Genomic DNA, 19,586 nt, shown 5'->3' on the forward strand with positions numbered 1-19,586 from the left:
CGCCGCCACCGAATACAACGCAACTGATACGACGATCCGATGCACGCGTGCATCGGGTCAGGAAGGACACCATGGGCAAGGCGACCGGTTTTCTCGAATTTCCCCGCCAGAACGAGGCATACGAAGCGCCCGAAGCGCGCGTGAAGCATTACAAGGAGTTCGTGTTCGCACTGGCGGACAACGAAGCCAAGATCCAGGGCGCGCGCTGCATGGACTGCGGCATCCCGTTCTGCAACAACGGCTGCCCGGTCAACAACATCATCCCGGACTTCAACGACCTGGTGTACCGCCAGGACTGGAAGACGGCGATCGAGGTGCTGCACTCGACCAACAACTTCCCCGAGTTCACGGGCCGCATCTGCCCTGCACCGTGCGAGGCGGCCTGCACGCTGGGCATCAACGAGCTGCCGGTCGGCATCAAGTCGATCGAGCACGCCATCATCGACAAGGCCTGGGAAGAGGGCTGGGTGGCGCCGCAGGTGCCGAAGCACAAGACCGGCAAGACCGTCGCCGTGGTCGGCTCGGGCCCCGCCGGCCTGGCCGCTGCGCAGCAACTGGCGCGCGCCGGCCATGACGTGACGGTGTTCGAAAAGAACGACCGCATCGGCGGCCTGCTGCGCTACGGCATCCCCGACTTCAAGCTGGAGAAGGCGCACATCGACCGCCGCATGCAGCAGATGGAAGCCGAGGGCGTGACGTTCCGCACCGGCGTCATCGTCGGCGACAAGACGGTTCCGGCAGGCATCTGCAACGACGCGCGCGAGATGATCTCCGCCGACGACATCCTCAAGCAGTTCGACGCCGTCGTGCTGACGGGCGGTTCGGAAGTGCCGCGCGATCTGCCGGTGCCGGGCCGTGATCTGGATGGCGTGCACTACGCCCTGGAATTCCTGATCCCGCAGAACAAGGAGGTGGCCGGCGACGCGCCGAACCCGATCCGCGCGGATGGCAAGCACGTCATCGTGATCGGCGGCGGCGATACGGGTTCGGACTGCGTGGGCACGTCCAACCGCCATGGCGCCGCGTCGGTCACGCAGTTCGAGCTGCTGCCGCGCCCGCCCGAAGAAGAGAACAAGCCGCTGGTGTGGCCGTACTGGCCGATCAAGCTGCGCACGTCGTCGTCGCACGACGAGGGTTGCGAGCGCGACTGGTCGGTCGCCACCAAGGAGCTCATCGGCGAGAACGGCCGCGTGACGGCCCTCAAGGCAGTCCGCCTCGAATGGAAGGACGGCAAGATGAGCGAGATCGAAGGCAGCGAGTTTACGCTCAAGGCCGACCTCGTGCTGCTGGCGATGGGCTTTACCAACCCGGTCGGCGGCGTGCTGGACGCCTTCGGCGTGACCAAGGATGCGCGCAACAACGCACGCGCCTCCACCGAAGGCGACAACGCCTACGCGACCAACGTGCCGAAGGTGTTTGCCGCCGGTGACGTGCGCCGTGGCCAGTCGCTGGTCGTGTGGGCCATCCGCGAAGGCCGGCAGGCTGCGCGCTCGGTGGACGCGTTCCTCATGGGGCACTCGGAACTGCCGCGCTGACCACGCCGTTCGACCGGCTGACCCCAGGCCCCCAAGGCTCGCCTTGGCGGGCCTTTTTCTTTGGCGGTCGGCGGCTTCATGGTTTACATCGACATGGTTTACATGGGTGCAGGGCGGACGCGCCGATTTCTAGAATGCAATTTCCCCGGCCCCGTCTTCTTCGATGCGAATGCGCGCCCGCCATGCGTCCGTCACTGTTTCCGAAGCGCCCGATGCGCGGCGGCGGTGCGTCGTGGCGTCGCTCGCTGCGCTGTCGGCGTCGCTGGCGTTGCCCGCCCATGCGTTGCTGCAGGGCTATCCGTCTCAGTCGCTGCGTTTCGTGGTGCCGTCAGCCGAGGGCAGCGCGTTTGATGCGCTGGCGCGGGCGTTGGCCGCGCAGTTGCAGCAGCAGGTCGGCCGCCCCGTCGGTGTGGAAGACCGGCCCGCCGCCAATGGCATGGCGGCCGGCGAGGCGGTGGCCCGTGCCCCGTCGGACGGCCACACCCTGCTGCTTCAGCAGACGACGTTTGTCGCCCAGCCTGCGCTTGAAGCGGCGTCCTATGATCCGCTGCGCGACTTCCAGCCCGTGGCGATGGTGGCGGCGCTGCCGTTGTTCCTGGCGGTCGACGCGCGGTTGCCGATCCACACCATCACCGATCTCCTGGCACGGGCGCGTGCTGAAACCGTCACCGTCAATTGCGGGTCGGACGTGCTTGGCACGTGGTCCCACCTCGTTGCCGAGCAGTTTGTCCGGGACTACGCCTTTCACGCGCCGCATGTGGCCGTCCGCGGCGAGGCGGGGCTCGTCCAGCAAGTCCTCGCAGGGCGGATGGCGGCCTGCTTTGCGTGCTATCCGAGCGTGGCGGCGGCCGCCGCCAGTGGGCAACTGCGGCTGGTGGGCGTAACGGGCGGCGTGCGGTCGCGGTTTGCGCCCGCCGTCCCGACGTTGCGCGAGGGCGGCTTGGCGGGGTTCGACCGCAGTGCATGGATCGGCGCCTTCATGCCGGCGCGCACGCCGCGGCTGCTTGCCGTGCGGGCTGCGGCCGAACTGCGCCGCGCGGTCCGTTCGGTAGACGTGGGCGCGACACTGCGCGCTGGCGGCTTCGAGCCGGAATGGGACGGGCCGGACACTTTTACCCAGACCGTGCGCAGCGACGCCGCCCACTGGCAGGCGGTGATCCGGCACGCCGATCTGCGACTCGACAGCGGCGAATGAACGCAAAGGAATCGGCCTGCGCCGACAGTGCGCCCTCAGCCACCTGCAAGGCCAGCGCAGCGAGCGCGGCACGCAAGCCACACAAACTGTCGGTAAGCATGGCGTGACTGACGGGCTACGCGGGTTTCCACCTATAATGGCGGGCCGCGTCGCAAGCCAGCGCGGCACCAAGAGAACAAGATGCGGCGAGCCAAAGCCGCCAATCCGCCGAGCCCTCAGCCGACAATATCCGTGTCCAGCCAGACTCCCAACGCCGTTGTCGAACTCGATCAGGTCGATTTCGCCTACCAGCCAGGCGAGCGGCGCATCCTGTCCGGCCTGTGCATGCGCGTGCCCAAGGGCAGCGTGGTGGCTGTCATGGGCGGCTCAGGTTGCGGCAAGACCACGATCCTGCGATTGATCGGCGGGCAGGTCGGCGCAGCGGCGGGCACCGTGCGCGTGCTCGGCCAGGACATCGGCGCATTGGACAAGCCTGCGCTGTACGCCGTGCGCCGCCAGATGGGCATGCTGTTCCAGTTCGGGGCGCTGTTTACCGATATGTCCGTGTTCGACAATGTGGCATTTCCGCTGCGCGAACACACCAAGCTGCCCGAGCCCCTCATCCGCGATCTCGTGCTGATGAAGCTCAACGCCGTCGGCCTGCGCGGCGCGCGCGACCTCATGCCCGCCCAGATTTCCGGCGGCATGGCCCGGCGCGTGGCGCTGGCCCGCGCGATCGCGCTGGACCCGTCGATCATCCTCTACGACGAGCCGTTCGCCGGGCTTGATCCGATCTCGCTGGGCCTGACCGCCTCGCTCATCCGCAAGCTGAACGACGCCCTGGGCGCAACGAGCATCATCGTCTCGCACGATGTGCAGGAAACGTTCCATATTGCGGACTACGTCTACTTCATCGCCAACGGCGGCATTGCCGCCGAGGGCACGCCGGCCGAGCTGACCGCCTCGACGGACCCGTTCGTGCGCCAGTTCGTGCACGGCCAGGCCGACGGCCCGGTGCCGTTCCACTACCCGGGGGTGCCGCTGGCTGACGATTTCGGCCTCGGCCAGGATGCGGCGAACGGAGGTGGGCGATGATCTCGACCATCGGCTTTCTCGTCCGCACGCTGATCAGTCGTCTCGGCTACGGCGCCCGCATGCTGCTGGCCATGTTCGCCGCATCCGGCGACGTGCTGCGCCGCCCGCGCCTGGTGATCGAGCAACTGCGCTTCATCGGCAACGATTCGTTCATCATCATTGCGGTATCGGGCCTCTTCGTCGGCTTCGTGCTGGGATTGCAGGGCTATTACACGCTGAATCGCTATGGCTCCGAGCAGGCCCTGGGCTTACTGGTGGCGCTGTCGCTGGTGCGCGAACTGGGCCCCGTGGTGACGGCGCTGCTGTTTGCCGGCCGGGCCGGTACGTCGCTCACGGCCGAAATCGGCCTCATGAAAGCCGGCGAGCAGCTGATCGCCATGGAAATGATGGCCGTGGACCCGCTGGCCCGTGTGCTGGCGCCGCGTTTCTGGGCCGGGTTCATTGCCATGCCGCTGCTGGCTGCGATCTTCAGCGCGGTCGGCATTCTGGGTGGATACTTTGTCGGCGTGGGCCTGATCGGCGTGGATGCCGGCGCGTTCTGGTCGCAGATGCAGGCCGGCGTGGATGTGGTGGACGACGTGCTCAACGGCGTCATCAAGAGTGTGGTGTTCGGCGTGGCCGTGACCTTCATCGCGCTGTTCCAGGGCTACGAGGCCAAGGCGACGCCCGAGGGCGTGTCGCGTGCGACCACGCGGACGGTGGTGATCGCGTCGCTGGCCGTGCTGGCGCTGGACTTCGTGCTGACGGCGCTGATGTTCAGCTAAGCCGCCGCCACATGGCGGCCGTTCAAAGAGAAAAAGATCATGCGTAAGAGCCTCCTCGATTTCTGGGTCGGACTGTTTGTGCTGGTAGGCATCGTGGCGCTGCTGTTCCTGGCGCTCAAGGCCGGCAACATGAGCGCGTTCTCGTTTGCCAAGACTTATCAGGTGAAAGCATCGTTCGACAACATCGGCGGCCTGAAGGTGCGGGCCCCGGTCAAGAGCGCGGGTGTGGTGGTCGGCCGCGTGTCGCAGATCCTGTTCGACGACAAGAGCTACCAGGCTGTCGCCGTGCTCGACATGGACCAGCGCTACCAGTTTCCGAAGGACAGCTCGGCCAAGATTCTGACCTCGGGGCTGCTCGGCGAGCAGTACATCGGGATCGAGCCCGGTGGCGACTCGGCGATGCTCGCCAATGGCAACAAGATCACCATGACGCAGTCGGCCGTGGTGCTCGAGAACCTCATCAGCCAGTTCCTCTACAGCAAGGCGGCCGATGCAGGGGCAGGCGGCACCAAGCCCGCCGTGGGCACTGGGAGTCAATAAACCATGAAAACAACAACATCCATCCGCACGCTGCGCAGTCTTGCGCTGGCCGTGGCGGCCGGCACCGCCTTGCTGGCGGGCTGTGCCACCGGCCCGAACGCCAATCCGGCCGACCCGATCGAGCCGTTCAACCGCGAGGTCTTCCGCATCAACGAAGACTTCGACAAGGGCGTACTGAAGCCGGTCGCGCAAACGTACGTTGACGTGGTGCCGTCCCCGGCGCGTACGGCCGTGTCGAATTTCTTCTCGAACGCGGGCGACGTCTACTCGGCCGTCAACAACCTGCTGCAGTTCAAGGGCACGGCTGCGCTGGAAGACACCATGCGCGTGGCCATCAACACCGTGTTCGGCCTGGGCGGCCTGATCGACATCGCCTCGGACGCCGGCCTGCCCAAACACAAGGAAGACTTCGGCCAGACGCTTGGCGTGTGGGGCGTGCCGGCCGGTCCGTACATCGTGTGGCCACTGCTGGGGCCGAGCACCGTGCGCGATACGGCGGGGTTCCTGGTCGACTGGCAACTGGATCCCCTCACTTACTTCGACGGCACGGTGACGTATTCGCTGGCCGCGCTGCGGGTGGTCGACGTGCGCGCCAGCCTGCTGGGCGCCAGCAACGTGCTCGAGGACGCCGCCGTGGATAAGTACACCTTCATGCGCGATGCGTATCTGCAGCGCCGGCGTTACCTGATCTACGACGGCAATCTGCCTGAAGACGGCGAGGGCGCGAAGGCCGATGGCGACGCGCAGGGGGGCGGCAGCGGGACGGTATCGCCGTCGCGGCGCCTCACCCCCAATTGGCCGATTTTCCGCCGCTGACGGCGGCCTTCGTAACAATGTCGCCTCAATGGTGACAAGCCGTAAAACCCGCCGGTGCAGCGCGAACCCGGCTGGAGGCCGCCTGTTCTAACGGCCAGCACAAGCGCAGCGACGACGCTGCAGGCGAAACCAAGATCACATCAGAAGGACGCGACTATGTTGAAGAAAGTTCTCCGCTCCGTGTTTGCCGGCCTCACGCTGACGGCAGCCGTGGCTGCCGCACCTGTCCATGCCCAGGAAGCGGACGCCCAGGCCACCGTCAAAGCCGCCGTGGACGACGTGCTGACCACCATCAAGAATGACCCGGAGCTGCGCAGCGGCAACATGGCCAAAGTCTTCCAACTCGTGGACGACAAGATCGTGCCGCGTGCCGACTTCAAGCGCACGACGCAGATCGCCATGGGCCGCTTCTGGAACCAGGCGACGCCGGAGCAGCAGCAGCAGATTCAGGAGGGCTTCAAGACCCTGCTGATCCGCACCTACGCGGGCGCGCTGTCGAACGTGAAGAACCAGACGGTCACGTACAAGCCGTTCCGCGCCGCGGCCGACGACACCGACGTGGTGGTCCGTTCGACCGTGAACAACAACGGCGAGCCGGTCGCCCTGGACTATCGCCTCGAGAAGACCGCCAATGGCTGGAAGGTCTACGACATCAACATCAGCGGCCTGTGGCTGTCGGAGACGTACAAGAACCAGTTTGCCGACGTCATCAGCAAGCGCGGCGGCGTTGCCGGGCTGGTCAGCTTCCTGAACGAGCGCAACGCGCAGCTCGAAAAGCGCCCGGCGAAGTAAGCGGCCTTCCGGTAGAATCGACGCAGCGGTCAAGTCTGGCCGCTGTTTCTTTTTCTGACTTCGACCATGTTGACCTTGTCCGGCCCGCTGACCCATCGCGAAGCGCCGCGCGTTCTGCGCGAGGGCGAGGCGCAGCTCGGCCGGGCGCGCGAGGCCGGCATGGCAGCCCTGCGTATCGACTGCGCGGGGCTGTCGCAGGTCGACTCCTCCGCCGTGGCGGTCCTGCTGTCCTGGCAGCGGACGGCCCGGGCGCACGGCATCGCGCTCGATATCGCAGGCGCGCCGGAAGCGCTTTCCAATCTTGCGACGCTCTACGGCGTCGAATCCCTGCTGGCGATGGCGCCGGCAGCCGCAACCCACCCCCACGTACGACATTGAGGCGGCGTCCGGTGCGAGGCGCGGGGTCATTCCCGCCACCCGACATCGCGATGCCGCGCTCCGCGCCGGGCGCCGCGTGCGTTCCGGGCATCCGGCCGGCGCCGTTTGCCGCGCCGCAGTCTCTTGGTGCAGTTCCCCTATAATTCTGGGTTTGTCGCTCTGCCGCCGCCGCGTGTGGCACCCGGGCCGCGGTCGCCACGTCGACCTGCGAGCCGGATATGCGCAGGGTAGTTCACTTTGTCGGCCATGAAAGCCATCGAAATCGCTGACGTCCGCAAGCGCTACAAATCGTTGCAAGCGCTCAAGGGCGTGAGCCTGTCTGTCGAGCAGGGCGAGTTTTTCGGCCTGCTTGGCCCCAACGGCGCGGGCAAGACCACGCTGATCTCCATCCTCGCCGGGCTGAATCGCGCGGACTCCGGAAGCGTGCGGGTGCTCGGTCACGACGTCGTCTCCGACTACCGCACGGCGCGCCGCAAGCTCGGTGTGGTACCGCAGGAACTGGTGTTCGACCCGTTCTTCACGGTGCGCGAGACGCTGCGCCTGCAGTCGGGCTATTTCGGCCTGACCAAGAACGACGACTGGATCGACGAGGTCATGGCCAACCTGGACCTCACCAGCAAGGCCGACGCCAACATGCGTGCGCTTTCGGGCGGCATGAAGCGCCGTGTGCTGGTGGCGCAGGCATTGGTGCACCGTCCGCCTGTCATCGTGCTGGACGAGCCCACCGCCGGCGTGGACGTCGAACTGCGCCAGACGCTGTGGAAGTTCATCTCGCGCCTGAACCGGGAAGGCCACACGGTCGTGCTGACTACGCACTATCTCGAAGAGGCCGAGTCCCTGTGCGACCGCATTGCCATGCTCAAGTTTGGCGAGGTGGTGGCGCTCGATCGCACGGCCAATCTGCTGTCGCAATTTGCCGGTCTGCAACTGGTGCTCAGCTTCTCGCGCGGTGCGCTGCCGGCTTCGCTCGAAGGCCTGCGCCTGCCCGGCAACCATGGCGAGCGCGGCGTGCGCTTGCGCCTGTCGGGCTACGGCGAGGTCGAGCAGATCCTCTCCACCTGCCGTCAGGCAGGCTGCGAGATCGACGACATGGAAATCGCCAAGGCCGACCTCGAAGACGTGTTTGTACAGATCATGCGCCGCGAGGGTGGTATCCCTGCCGTGCCGCAAACACCCGAAACCGCGCTGGAGCCCGCCGCATGAACGCCATCCCCGAAAGCCTGCCGGGCCGCTGGGTCGGCTTCCGCACGCTGCTGTACAAGGAGGTGCTGCGCTTCTGGAAGGTGAGCTTCCAGACCGTGGCCGCGCCGGTGCTGACCGCGCTGCTGTATCTGCTGATCTTCGGCCACGTGCTGGAAGACCGGGTCAAGGTGTTCGACCAGCTGAGCTACACCGCCTTCCTGGTGCCGGGCCTGGTGATGATGAGCGTGCTGCAGAACGCGTTTGCGAACAGCTCGTCGTCGCTCATCCAGTCGAAGATCACCGGCAATCTCGTGTTCATCATGCTGCCGCCGCTCTCGCACTGGGAGATGTTCGGCGCGTACGTGTGTGCGTCCGTCATCCGTGGCCTGGCCGTGGGCGCGGGCGTGTTGCTGGTGACGACGTGGTTTGCGCACCTGCACTTCGCGCAACCGCTGTGGATCATCGTGTTTGCCGTGCTGGGCGCGGCGGTGCTCGGCACGCTCGGACTGATTGCCGGCATCTGGGCCGAGAAGTTCGACCAGCTCGCGGCATTCCAGAACTTTCTGATCGTGCCGGCCACCTTCCTGGCGGGCGTGTTCTACTCGATTCATTCGCTGCCGCCGTTCTGGCAGGCGGTGTCCCACGCCAACCCGTTCTTCTACATGATCGACGGCTTCCGCTACGGCTTCTTCGGCGTGTCCGACGTGCCGGTGGCGACGAGCCTCGGCGTGATGCTGATCGCGCTGGTCGTGGTGGGGGGGATTGCCCTGCACATGCTGCGCACGGGCTACAAGCTGCGCCATTGACGCGTCGATAACAAAACGAACGACGCTCACCCTAACGTTTTGCAGGAGAAGGGACGGCCATGTTGCCCACACCCGAACAAGTCAAGCAGTACATCCAAACCGGCCTGCCGTGCGACCACCTCGAAGTCGAGGGCGACGGGCAGCATTTCTTTGCCACCATTGTCAGCGCGCAGTTTGAAGGCAAGCGTCTGATCCAGCGCCATCAGCTCGTGTACGCGGCGCTGGGCGACCGCATGCGTGCGGAAATCCATGCGTTGTCCATGAAGACGCTGACGCCGGCGGAGTGGAAATCCTGATGGCCGAGCTCGATCCCACGGCTGTTGTCGCTGATCCCGATTCCGCTGCTGTTTCCGCTGCTGTTCCCGATTCCGCGCTCGCAGAGCGCCCCGCACGACGAGACGTCTCGCTCATGGACAAACTGCTGATCGAAGGCAATGGCCCGCTGTCGGGCGAAATCCGTGTCTCCGGCGCCAAGAACGCTGCGCTGCCCATCATGTGTGCTGCGCTGCTGACGCCCGAGCCGCTGGTGCTGCACAACGTGCCCAACCTGCAGGACGTGCGCACGATGCTCAAGCTGCTCCGGCAGATGGGCGTCGAAGGCACGCAGAACGGCCACGACGTGACGCTCGACGCGGGCACCATCCACACGCCGGAAGCCCCGTACGATCTCGTGAAGACCATGCGCGCCTCGATCCTGGTGCTGGGGCCGCTCCTGGCCCGCTTCGGCCACGCACGTGTGTCGCTGCCGGGCGGCTGCGGCATCGGGGCGCGTCCGGTCGATCAGCACATCAAGGGCCTGCAGCAGATGGGGGCCGAGATCGTCATCGAGCACGGCTACATCGAAGCCAAGCTGGCCAACGGCGCCAAGCGCCTGCGCGGCGCGCGCATCGTCACCGACATGGTGACGGTCACGGGCACTGAAAACCTACTGATGGCCGCCGCACTGGCCGATGGCGAAACCGTGCTGGAAAATGCCGCACGCGAGCCCGAGGTGACCGACCTTGCCAACCTGCTGGTGAAGATGGGTGCGCGCATCGAGGGCATCGGCACCGATCGCCTGGTGATTCAAGGTGTCGAAGCGCTGCGCGGTGCGCAGCACACCGTGATCGCCGACCGCATCGAGGCCGGCACCTTCCTGTGCGCCGTGGCCGCCGCCGGCGGTGACGTGACGCTGCGCGACGTGCCGCCAGGCATCCTCGATGCGGTGCTCGACAAGCTGCGCGAGGCGGGCGTGACGCTCACCACCGGGGAGGACTGGATCCGCGTGCAGATGACCGGCCGCCCGAAGGCCGTGAGCTTCCGCACGTCCGAGTACCCGGCGTTTCCGACCGACATGCAGGCGCAGTTCATGATGCTCAACGCCATTGCCGAAGGTTCGGCGACGGTGACGGAGACCATCTTCGAGAACCGCTTCATGCACGTGCAGGAGCTCAACCGCCTGGGCGCCAACATCGTCATCGAGGGCAAGACGGCGGTGGTGACCGGCGTCGAGCAACTGTCGGGCGCGACCGTCATGGCGACCGACCTGCGTGCCTCCGCGAGCCTGGTGATTGCCGGCCTGGTGGCGCAGGGCGAGACGCTGGTCGATCGCATCTATCACCTCGATCGTGGCTACGACCGCATCGAAGACAAGCTCTCCGCCGTTGGCGCCAAGATCCGCCGTATCCAGGGTTAAGCCCGCCATGAACGCATTCCAGTCCGCTTCCAACCAGCTCACGCTGGCGCTCTCCAAGGGGCGCATCTTTGAAGAGACGCTGCCGCTGCTGAAGGCGGCCGGCATCGAGGTGACCGAAGACCCGGAAACCTCGCGCAAGCTGATCCTGCCGACGTCGGACCCGGCGCTGCGCGTGATCATCGTGCGGGCCTCCGACGTGCCGACGTATGTCCAGTACGGTGCCGCAGATTTCGGCGTGGCCGGCCGCGACGTGCTGATGGAGCACGGGATGGCGGGCCTGTATGCGCCCATCGATCTGAACATCGCCCGCTGCCGCATGTCGGTGGCGGTGCCCAAGGGCTTCGATTACGCCAATGCGGTGCGCCAGGGGGCGCGCCTGGCCGTGGCGACGAAGTATCTGAATACCGCGCGCGAGCACTTCGCCAAGAAGGGCGTGCACGTCGACCTGATCAAGCTGTATGGCTCGATGGAGCTGGGCCCGCTGGTGGGCCTGGCCGACGCCATCGTCGACCTGGTCAGCACGGGCGGCACGCTGCGCGCGAACAACCTCGTCGAGGTGGAGGAGATCGTGCAGATCTCGTCCCGGCTCGTCGTCAACCAGGCTGCGCTGAAGTTGAAGCGCGAGCGGCTGGCGCCGATCCTCGACGCTTTTGACCGCGCCTCCGCCCAGGGCGAGCGCGTTGGGGAACCCGCATGAGCCTGACCATCCGTAAGCTGGATTCGGCCGACGCCGGATTCGCGGCGCAACTGCGCCAGGTACTCGCCTTCGAGGCGAGCGAAGACGAAGCCATCGACCGCGCCGCGGCGCAGATCCTGGCCGACGTGAAGGCGCGCGGCGACGCCGCCGTGCTGGATGCCACGCGCCGCTTCGACCGCATCGAAGCCGAGAGCCTGGCGGCGCTGGAACTGTCGCCCACCGTGCTGCAGGCCGCGCTGGACGGCCTGGAACCCAAGCGCCGCGCCGCCCTGGAAGCCGCGGCTGCTCGCGTGCGCGCCTACCACGAGAAGCAGAAGCTCGAGTGCGGCACGCACAGCTGGGAATATGCCGAAGCCGATGGCACGGTGCTCGGCCAGAAGGTCACGCCGCTGGATCGCGTGGGCATCTACGTGCCGGGCGGCAAGGCTGCGTATCCCTCGTCGGTGCTGATGAACGCGATCCCGGCACGCGTGGCTGGCGTCAAGGAAATCATCATGGTGGTGCCGACGCCGGGCGGCGTGCGCAATGACCTCGTCCTGGCCGCGGCCTGCATCGCTGGCGTGGACCGCGTCTTCACCATCGGCGGCGCGCAGGCCGTGGGGGCGCTCGCTTACGGTACGGAGACCGTCCCCGCCGTCGACAAGATCGTCGGCCCTGGCAACGCGTACGTGGCGGCCGCCAAGCGCCGCGTGTTCGGCACCGTGGGCATCGACATGATCGCCGGCCCGTCGGAAATCCTCGTGATCTGCGATGGCACGACCGAACCGGATTGGGTGGCGATGGACCTGTTTTCCCAGGCCGAGCACGACGAGCTCGCGCAGTCGATCCTGCTGTGCCCAAGCGCTGAGTTCATCGCGCAGGTGGAGGCCAGCATCACCCGCCAGCTCGAAGACATGCCGCGCCGGAGCGTGATTGCCCAGTCGCTGTCGGGCCGTGGTGCGCTCATCAAGGTGCGCGACATGGAAGAGGCGTGCGACATCGCCAACGACATCGCGCCCGAGCATCTGGAGATCTCCGCCGAGAACCCGCGCCAGTGGGCCGAGCGCATCCGCCACGCCGGGGCGATGTTCCTCGGCAAGTACACGAGCGAATCGCTGGGGGATTACTGCGCGGGGCCGAACCACGTGCTGCCGACCTCGCGCACGGCGCGCTTCTCGTCGCCGCTGGGCGTGTACGACTTCATCAAGCGCTCGAGCCTGATCGAGGTCAGCGAGGCCGGTGCGCAGATGCTGGGGGAGATCGCTGCCGAGCTGGCCTACGGCGAGGGCCTGCAGGCGCATGCCCGCAGCGCCGAATACCGCTTGCAACGCGCCGCATCCGAATAACATCCGACGCCTCACCATGACCGCCACCGCTCCAGCCCAGCCCACCCTTGATGATCTGCTCGCCCGCATCGTGCGCGACGACGTTCGCGCCATGGGCGCGTATCACGTGCCCGACGCGACCGGCATGGTCAAGCTGGACGCAATGGAGAACCCGTACCACCTGCCGGCGATGCTGCGCGAAGCGCTCGGCAAGCGCCTCGCAGACGTGGCGCTCAACCGGTACCCCGTGCCCACGGCCGATGCGCTCAAGGCGCAGCTCAAGCGCGTGATGCACGTGCCGGCCGGCGCCGAAGTGCTGCTCGGCAACGGTTCGGACGAGATCATCAGCCTGATCGCCATTGCCGCGGCCAAGCCGGGCGCGACCGTGCTGGCACCGGTGCCGGGGTTCGTGATGTATGCAATGTCGGCGCAGCTGCTGGGTCTGAACTTTGTCGGCGTACCGCTCAGGGGCGACCTCACGCTGGACCGCGAAGCGATGCTGGCCGCCATGGCCGAGCACCAGCCCGCGGTCATCTACCTGGCCTATCCGAACAACCCGACCGGCAACCTGTTCGATGCCGCCGACATGGACGCCATCATCCGCGCTGCACGCGGTCCGGTATGCCAGAGCCTGGTCGTCGTCGACGAGGCGTACCAGCCGTTCGCGCAGCACAGCTGGATGCCGCGCCTGACGGACTTCGACCACGTGCTGGTCATGCGCACGGTGTCCAAGCTCGGCCTGGCCGGTATCCGCCTCGGCTATGTGGCGGGGCACGCCAAGTGGATTGCCGAACTGGACAAGGTGCGGCCGCCCTATAACGTGAATGTGCTGACCGAGGCCACAGCCCAGTTCGTACTCGACCACGTCGATGTGCTCGATGCCCAGGCAGCGACCCTGCGCGCCGAGCGCAGCCGCCTGATGGAAGCGTTGTCTGCGCAGCCAGGCGTGACGGTGTTCCCGAGCGCGGCCAATTTCATCCTGCTGCGCGTACCGGATGCCGCAGGGCTGTTCAATCGGCTGCTCGATCGGCGGATTCTCATCAAAAACGTCAGTAAAATGCACCCGTTGCTGGCCAACTGTCTGCGCGTGACGGTCAGCAATCCCGAAGAAAACGCGCAATTTCTCGATGCGTTTGCCGCATCGCTGCAGGAAGCCCCATGAGCCGCCGTGCCGAGGTCACTCGCAACACCTCCGAAACGCAGATCCGCGTCGCCCTTGATTTGGACGGCACGGGCAAGCAGACGCTGAACACCGGCGTCCCCTTCCTCGACCACATGCTCGACCAGATCGCCCGTCACGGCATGGTCGACCTGGACATCTCGGCCACCGGCGACACCCATATCGACGATCACCACACCGTGGAAGACGTCGGCATCACGCTGGGCCAGGCCGTCGCCAAGGCCATCGGCGACAAAAAGGGCATCGTGCGCTACGGCCACAGCTACGTGCCGCTGGACGAAGCCCTGTCGCGCGTGGTCATCGATTTCTCCGGCCGTCCGGGCCTGGAGTTCCACGTGCCGTTCACGCGCGCGCGCGTCGGCAATTTTGACGTGGACCTGTCCATCGAATTCTTCCGCGGGTTCGTCAACCATGCCGGCGTGACGCTGCATATCGACAACCTGCGCGGCGTCAACGCGCACCACCAGATCGAGACTGTCTTCAAGGCCTTTGGCCGCGCGCTGCGCATGGCGGTCGAGATCGATCCGCGCGCAGCCGGCACGATTCCGTCGACCAAGGGCGCCCTGTAAATCACTGCGTCGGCCTGGCCGCGCCTACCCGACTCCAAAACCGGCCGCCGATCCGATGGATCTCACCAAGAGTTTTTTCTCGCTGCTCGCGCTGATCAACCCGATCGGCGCGATCCCGTTCTTCATCAGCCTGACGGAGAGCCAGACCGACGAAGAAAAGCAGCGCACGATCCAGGTCGCGGCGATTTCCGTGGCCATCGTGATCGGCCTGTCGGCCTTGCTGGGCGAGCAGATCATCAGCTTTTTCGGGTTCTCGGTCGGTTCACTGCAAGTGGGCGGCGGGATCATCATGCTCATGATCGCGCTGAACATGCTCAATGCGCAGACGAGCCGCACCAAGGCCACCCCCGAAGAAGAAGATGAGGCCGGCGCCAAGGCCAGCATCGCGGTCGTGCCGCTGGCGATTCCGCTGCTCACGGGCCCGGGCTCGATCAGCACCGTGATCGTCTATGCGGGCAAGACCCGGCACTGGTGGGAGCTGTTTCTCCTGGTGGGCGTGGGCGCGGCGATCGCGGCCGTGGTCTGGATCGTGTTGCGCGCCGCCGAGCCCATCGCGCGCGTGATTGGCCGCACCGGCATCAATGTCGGCACGCGGCTGATGGGCCTGATCCTGGCGGCGCTGGCGGTGGAATTTATCGTTGATGGGCTGAAAACCCTGTTGCCCGTCCTTCGGGCTTGAGTGAAGTCATGACTAAGATCGCAATCGTCGATTACGGCATGGGCAATCTGCGCTCCGTGGCGCAGGCCCTCATGGCCGTGGCTCCCGAGGCGGATGTGCGCATCAGTGCGCAAGCCGACGAAATCCGCGCGGCAGACCGCGTGGTGCTGCCGGGGCAGGGTGCCATGCCCGACTGCATGGCTGCGTTTGACCAATCCGGACTGCGCGACGCCGTGCTGGAGGCTTCCCGCACCAAGCCGATGCTGGGCGTGTGCGTGGGCGAGCAGATGCTGCTCGAGCGCAGCACCGAAGCGCGCGTCGGCGAGCAATACACGCCCGGTCTCGGCCTGATCAAGGGCGACGTGATCCGGTTCGATCTCGACGGGCAGTTGCAGCCGGATGGTTCGCGGTACAAGGTGCCGCAGATGGGCTGGAACCGCGTGCACCAGAGTCGTGCCCACGCCCTCTGGGAAAGTGTGCCCGATCAAGCTTATTTCTATTTCGTGCACAGCTACTACGCGCAGCCCGAAAACGCCGAAGAGTCGGTTGGAGAGACCGAATACGGCGTGCGGTTTACCTGCGCCATCGCCCGGGATAATATTTTTGCCACACAGTTTCACCCGGAAAAAAGTGCGCAGGCCGGCCTGCAGATCTACCGGAATTTCGTGCACTGGAACCCGTGAGTCGGCCTCGCTATCGTCGTTGCTGCAACCGAACCCCGTTTACCTCCACCCCCTCAACTTTGTCGTTACGACTATGCTGCTCATCCCGGCCATCGACCTGAAGGACGGTCAGTGTGTGCGCCTCAAGCAAGGCGATATGGACCAAGCCACCGTGTTCTCGGAAGACCCGGCCGCCATGGCGCGGCATTGGGTCGAGCAGGGCGCCCGCCGGCTGCACCTTGTCGATCTGAACGGCGCCTTCGTGGGCAAGCCGCGCAACGAGGCCGCCATCAAGGCCATCATCGCCGAGGTCGGTGACGAGATTCCGGTACAGCTCGGCGGCGGCATCCGCGACCTCAATACCATCGAGCGCTGGCTCGACGACGGCCTGTCGTACGTCATCATCGGTACGGCGGCCGTCAAGAACCCGGGCTTCCTGCAGGATGCCTGCACCGCATTCGGCGGGCACATCATCGTCGGGCTCGATGCCAAGGACGGCAAGGTGGCAACGGACGGCTGGAGCAAGCTGACCGGCCACGAAGTCGCAGACCTCGCCAAGAAATACGAGGACTACGGCGTCGAAGCGATCATCTACACCGACATCGGCCGCGACGGCATGCTGCAGGGGATCAATATCGATGCCACCGTCAAGCTGGCGCAGTCGGTCACCATTCCCGTGATCGCCAGCGGCGGTCTGTCCAACCTGAAGGACATCGACCACCTGTGCGCGGTCGAAGAGCATGGCGTGGAGGGCGTGATCTGCGGCCGCGCCATCTATTCGGGCGACCTGAACTTCAAGGAAGCGCAAGCCCTCGCGGACAAACTCGGCGCGGCATAAGCCGCGCGCAACGGGTGCTGTGGCGCCCGACTCATCATGCTAGCCAAACGAATCATCCCCTGCCTGGACGTGACCAACGGCCGGGTGGTCAAGGGCGTCAACTTCGTCGAGTTGCGCGACGCGGGCGACCCCGTTGAAATCGCGCGCCGCTACGACGAGCAGGGCGCCGACGAAATCACCTTCCTCGACATCACGGCCACGTCCGACGGGCGCGACCTGATGCTGGGCATCATCGAGGCCGTGGCCTCGCAGGTCTTCATTCCGCTGACGGTCGGCGGCGGCGTGCGTGCGCTCGAAGATGTGCGTCGCCTGCTCAATGCCGGTGCGGACAAGATCAGCATGAATTCCTCGGCGGTGGCGAATCCGCAGCTCGTGTCGGACGCCAGCGCCCGCCACGGTGCGCAGTGCATCGTCGTGGCGATTGACGCCAAGAAGGTGTCTGCCGAAGGCGAAACGCCGCGTTGGGAGGTGTTCACGCATGGCGGCCGCAGGAGCACGGGGCTGGATGCCGTGGCATGGGCGCGCGAAATGGCGCAGCGCGGCGCGGGGGAAATCCTGCTGACCAGCATGGACCGCGACGGCACGAAGGCCGGCTTCGACCTCGAACTCACGCGTGCCGTGTCCGATGCCGTGCCGGTGCCGGTCATCGCCTCCGGCGGCGTCGGCAACCTGCAGCACCTCGCCGACGGCATCCAGCAAGGCCACGCCGACGCGGTGCTGGCGGCCAGCATCTTCCATTATGGTGAATACACCGTTGGCCAGGCCAAGCAGTTCATGGCGGAAAAGGGCATTCCTGTACGGATCGGATCATGACCAAGAAGTGGCTCAACAAGGTCCGCTGGGACGATAACGGCCTGGTACCGGTGATCGTGCAGGAGCAGGGCAGCAACGATGTGCTGATGTTCGCCTTCATGAACCGCGAGGCGCTGCAGAAGACCGTCGAAACGGGCGAGGCGGTGTTCTGGTCGCGCTCGCGCAAGCGCCTGTGGCACAAGGGCGAGGAATCCGGCCACATCCAGAAGGTGCACGAAATCCGCCTCGACTGCGATGAAGACGTGGTCCTGTTGCGTGTCACCCAGATTGGCGGCATCGCCTGCCATACCGGGCGCCACGCGTGCTTCTTCCAGAAGTTCGAGGGCAGCGCGGAAGACGGTGACTGGCACACGGTCGAACCCGTGCTGAAGCATCCTGACGACATCTACGCCGGCAAGACCGGCCACCACCATGAGTGACACGCTGCGCCGACTGGGCGAGGTGCTCGAATCGCGCAAGCTCGCCAATGGGGGCAACCCCGAGAAAAGCTACATCGCCCGCCTGTTCAACAAGGGCGACGACGCCATCCTCAAGAAGATCGGCGAAGAGGCCACCGAGACCGTCATGGCCGCCAAGGACGCCCGCGCTGCCGGCATGACCGATGACGCGCGCGCCAAGGTCGTCTACGAAGTGGCCGACCTCTGGTTCCACACCATGGTGCTGCTGTCGCACTTTGACCTGACGCCGGAGGACGTCGTCAATGAACTCGCGCGCCGGGAAGGGCTCTCGGGCCTGGAGGAAAAGGCATTGCGCAAGTCGCAGGCGCGGGACGCGGTGGGCGAATAAGGTAGCGGGTGACTGACTACGGTGGCGAATCGTCGCAGGGAGGCAGCGTGGACAAGTACGGAGCGGCAATGGTGGTGACGGACGACGCGGAGCGTCTGGCCGGACTGCAGCGCCTGACGCATATCCTGTATGCCCTCTACGCCATATTCTGGCTGACCGGCGGCGTCACCGCGCTGATCGCCATCATCATCGACTACGTCAAGCGCGATGATGTGCGCGGTACGCTGTACGAATCGCACTTCCGGTGGCAGATCCGTTCGTTCTGGTGGTGCGTATTGTGGGGTTTGGTTGGCGTGGTGCTCATTCCCCTCGCGTTCATCGGCTTTGCGGTGCTTTGGGTTCTGGGCATCTGGATGCTGTATCGTATTGTGAAGGGCTGGCTGTATCTGAACGACAGCAAGCCGATGTACGCCAACCAGTAACATCAACCAATGGCGCTGCCACCGCTGCGGCGCCACTTGCGGTATTTCACGTGGGAGTAGGACATGGGTTCCTTTAGCATTTGGCACTGGCTGATCGTGCTGGTGATCATCATGATGGTGTTCGGCACGAAGAAGCTGCGCAACATCGGTTCGGACCTGGGCAGCGCCGTGAAGGGCTTCAAGGACGGCATGCGCGAAGGCGCCGCGGACGACAAGCCCGCCGCCCCGCAGCAGACCGCCGGCCAGCCGCCGCGCGAGTTGCATGACTCGACGACGATCGACGTCGAGGCGCGCGACAAGTCCAAGCAAGGCTGAGCACGGCTGCGCTGACCGATGATCGATCTCGGCATCTCCAAGCTGGCGTTGATTGGCGCGGTGGCGCTCGTCGTCATCGGCCCGGAGCGTTTGCCCAAGGTGGCGCGGACCGCTGGCGCCCTGCTTGGCCGCGCACAGCGCTACATCGCCGACGTGAAGGCCGAAGTCAGCCGCGAAATCGAACTCGAGGAACTGCGCAAGATGCGCACCGAGTTCGAACAGGCCGCACGCAATGTCGAGCAGACCATCCACCAAGAGGTCAGCAAACACACGAGCGAGATCAACGAGCGCCTGAATGAGGCGCTCGGCGATCCGGCATTGCAGCAGACGGCCACCTCGGCGCCCGATTGGCGGCCCGCACCGCCCAAGTCGCGCAACGGCCGCAACAGCTGGCGCAACAAGCAGCTCTCGATGCCCAAGTGGTACCGCCAGAAGCAGGGCGTGCGCATGTGGGCGCAATCGGGGGCGGCCCGCGTCAAGCGTCATCGCCCGCCCATCGTCGCCGCGCAATCGCGTGCGCGCTCTTTCTTCGAATGAGCCTCCGGGCGCCGGCATGTGCGCCCTGACCGCATCCCCTTCCCACCC

25 protein-coding genes are annotated in these 19,586 nt (G+C 65.8%); all 25 read left to right on the plus strand.

The features are described from left to right. Positions 1-71: 71 nt before the first annotated feature. Positions 72-1,535 carry a glutamate synthase subunit beta gene (locus KHN96_RS17695; protein WP_045785011.1) on the plus strand — a complete coding sequence of 488 codons (1,464 nt, stop codon included), beginning with the start codon at positions 72-74 and terminating at the stop codon, positions 1,533-1,535. 163 nt (positions 1,536-1,698) lie between these two features. Then, positions 1,699-2,730 carry a tripartite tricarboxylate transporter substrate binding protein gene (locus KHN96_RS17700; RefSeq protein WP_045785010.1) on the plus strand — a complete coding sequence of 344 codons (1,032 nt, stop codon included), beginning with the start codon at positions 1,699-1,701 and terminating at the stop codon, positions 2,728-2,730. Between the two features lie 231 nt (positions 2,731-2,961). Then, on the plus strand, positions 2,962-3,804 hold the full coding sequence (locus KHN96_RS17705) for an ABC transporter ATP-binding protein (protein WP_045785009.1): 843 nt from the start codon (positions 2,962-2,964) through the stop codon (positions 3,802-3,804). After that, positions 3,801-4,568 carry a lipid asymmetry maintenance ABC transporter permease subunit MlaE gene (gene mlaE, locus KHN96_RS17710; protein WP_045785008.1) on the plus strand — a complete coding sequence of 256 codons (768 nt, stop codon included), beginning with the start codon at positions 3,801-3,803 and terminating at the stop codon, positions 4,566-4,568. Before KHN96_RS17705 ends, mlaE begins: the two co-directional genes overlap by 4 nt. A gap of 39 nt (positions 4,569-4,607) precedes the next feature. Then, positions 4,608-5,108, plus strand: a complete 501-nt coding sequence (gene mlaD, locus KHN96_RS17715) for an outer membrane lipid asymmetry maintenance protein MlaD (RefSeq protein WP_062739463.1) — start codon at positions 4,608-4,610, stop codon at positions 5,106-5,108. 3 nt (positions 5,109-5,111) lie between these two features. Then, the gene (locus tag KHN96_RS17720) at positions 5,112-5,924 is read left to right on the plus strand and encodes an MlaA family lipoprotein (protein WP_045785006.1); all 813 of its coding nucleotides are present in this window, start codon (positions 5,112-5,114) and stop codon (positions 5,922-5,924) included. Between the two features lie 156 nt (positions 5,925-6,080). After that, positions 6,081-6,716 carry an MlaC/ttg2D family ABC transporter substrate-binding protein gene (locus tag KHN96_RS17725; RefSeq protein WP_062739464.1) on the plus strand — a complete coding sequence of 212 codons (636 nt, stop codon included), beginning with the start codon at positions 6,081-6,083 and terminating at the stop codon, positions 6,714-6,716. 66 nt (positions 6,717-6,782) lie between these two features. Then, on the plus strand, positions 6,783-7,094 hold the full coding sequence (locus tag KHN96_RS17730; protein WP_045785004.1) for an STAS domain-containing protein: 312 nt from the start codon (positions 6,783-6,785) through the stop codon (positions 7,092-7,094). 246 nt (positions 7,095-7,340) lie between these two features. After that, positions 7,341-8,297, plus strand: coding sequence for an ABC transporter ATP-binding protein (locus KHN96_RS17735; protein ID WP_045785003.1), 957 nt, complete (start codon positions 7,341-7,343; stop codon positions 8,295-8,297). Continuing rightward, positions 8,294-9,082, plus strand: a complete 789-nt coding sequence (locus tag KHN96_RS17740; protein ID WP_045785002.1) for an ABC transporter permease — start codon at positions 8,294-8,296, stop codon at positions 9,080-9,082. Before KHN96_RS17735 ends, KHN96_RS17740 begins: the two co-directional genes overlap by 4 nt. A 59-nt stretch (positions 9,083-9,141) precedes the next feature. Beyond that, a complete protein-coding gene (locus tag KHN96_RS17745) occupies positions 9,142-9,378 on the plus strand; it encodes a BolA family protein (RefSeq protein ID WP_062739465.1) in 237 nt (78 codons plus the stop codon). Positions 9,379-9,491: 113 nt separating this feature from the next. Then, positions 9,492-10,757, plus strand: a complete 1,266-nt coding sequence (gene murA, locus KHN96_RS17750; protein WP_062739466.1) for a UDP-N-acetylglucosamine 1-carboxyvinyltransferase — start codon at positions 9,492-9,494, stop codon at positions 10,755-10,757. A 7-nt stretch (positions 10,758-10,764) separates the two neighbouring features. Then, complete coding sequence (hisG, locus tag KHN96_RS17755) at positions 10,765-11,454, plus strand: ATP phosphoribosyltransferase (RefSeq protein ID WP_045784999.1); 690 nt, start codon at positions 10,765-10,767, stop codon at positions 11,452-11,454. Then, positions 11,451-12,779 carry a histidinol dehydrogenase gene (gene hisD, locus KHN96_RS17760; RefSeq protein ID WP_045784998.1) on the plus strand — a complete coding sequence of 443 codons (1,329 nt, stop codon included), beginning with the start codon at positions 11,451-11,453 and terminating at the stop codon, positions 12,777-12,779. Before hisG ends, hisD begins: the two co-directional genes overlap by 4 nt. 16 nt (positions 12,780-12,795) lie before the next feature. Next, a complete protein-coding gene (gene hisC, locus KHN96_RS17765; RefSeq protein WP_045784997.1) occupies positions 12,796-13,920 on the plus strand; it encodes a histidinol-phosphate transaminase in 1,125 nt (374 codons plus the stop codon). Further along, on the plus strand, positions 13,917-14,507 hold the full coding sequence (gene hisB / locus KHN96_RS17770) for an imidazoleglycerol-phosphate dehydratase HisB (RefSeq protein WP_045784996.1): 591 nt from the start codon (positions 13,917-13,919) through the stop codon (positions 14,505-14,507). The genes hisC and hisB overlap by 4 nt, the downstream gene beginning before the upstream one ends. Before the next feature lie 55 nt (positions 14,508-14,562). Further along, a complete protein-coding gene (locus KHN96_RS17775; protein WP_045784995.1) occupies positions 14,563-15,186 on the plus strand; it encodes a MarC family protein in 624 nt (207 codons plus the stop codon). Positions 15,187-15,194: 8 nt separating this feature from the next. Continuing rightward, positions 15,195-15,848 (plus strand): imidazole glycerol phosphate synthase subunit HisH, encoded by a 654-nt coding sequence (gene hisH / locus KHN96_RS17780; protein WP_045784994.1) that lies wholly within the window; start codon positions 15,195-15,197, stop codon positions 15,846-15,848. Between the two features lie 73 nt (positions 15,849-15,921). After that, positions 15,922-16,665, plus strand: coding sequence for a 1-(5-phosphoribosyl)-5-[(5-phosphoribosylamino)methylideneamino]imidazole-4-carboxamide isomerase (gene hisA, locus KHN96_RS17785; RefSeq protein WP_045784993.1), 744 nt, complete (start codon positions 15,922-15,924; stop codon positions 16,663-16,665). 36 nt (positions 16,666-16,701) lie between these two features. Then, positions 16,702-17,478 carry an imidazole glycerol phosphate synthase subunit HisF gene (hisF, locus tag KHN96_RS17790; protein WP_045784992.1) on the plus strand — a complete coding sequence of 259 codons (777 nt, stop codon included), beginning with the start codon at positions 16,702-16,704 and terminating at the stop codon, positions 17,476-17,478. Continuing rightward, entirely contained in the window at positions 17,475-17,897 is a 423-nt protein-coding gene (gene hisI, locus KHN96_RS17795; protein WP_045784991.1) for a phosphoribosyl-AMP cyclohydrolase, read from the plus strand. The genes hisF and hisI overlap by 4 nt, the downstream gene beginning before the upstream one ends. Next, positions 17,890-18,264: a phosphoribosyl-ATP diphosphatase gene (locus KHN96_RS17800; protein WP_045784990.1), complete on the plus strand. Its 375-nt coding sequence runs from the start codon at positions 17,890-17,892 to the stop codon at positions 18,262-18,264. The genes hisI and KHN96_RS17800 overlap by 8 nt, the downstream gene beginning before the upstream one ends. 47 nt (positions 18,265-18,311) lie before the next feature. Continuing rightward, positions 18,312-18,686 (plus strand): DUF4870 family protein, encoded by a 375-nt coding sequence (locus KHN96_RS17805; RefSeq protein ID WP_045787677.1) that lies wholly within the window; start codon positions 18,312-18,314, stop codon positions 18,684-18,686. A gap of 63 nt (positions 18,687-18,749) precedes the next feature. Continuing rightward, on the plus strand, positions 18,750-19,001 hold the full coding sequence (gene tatA / locus KHN96_RS17810; RefSeq protein ID WP_045784989.1) for a Sec-independent protein translocase subunit TatA: 252 nt from the start codon (positions 18,750-18,752) through the stop codon (positions 18,999-19,001). Positions 19,002-19,019: 18 nt separating this feature from the next. Then, a complete protein-coding gene (tatB, locus tag KHN96_RS17815) occupies positions 19,020-19,538 on the plus strand; it encodes a Sec-independent protein translocase protein TatB (protein WP_062739467.1) in 519 nt (172 codons plus the stop codon). The last annotated feature ends 48 nt before the right edge of the window (positions 19,539-19,586 follow it).

The organism is Ralstonia mannitolilytica, assembly GCF_905397375.1.
GTDB classification, from domain to species: Bacteria; Pseudomonadota; Gammaproteobacteria; order Burkholderiales; family Burkholderiaceae; genus Ralstonia; species Ralstonia mannitolilytica.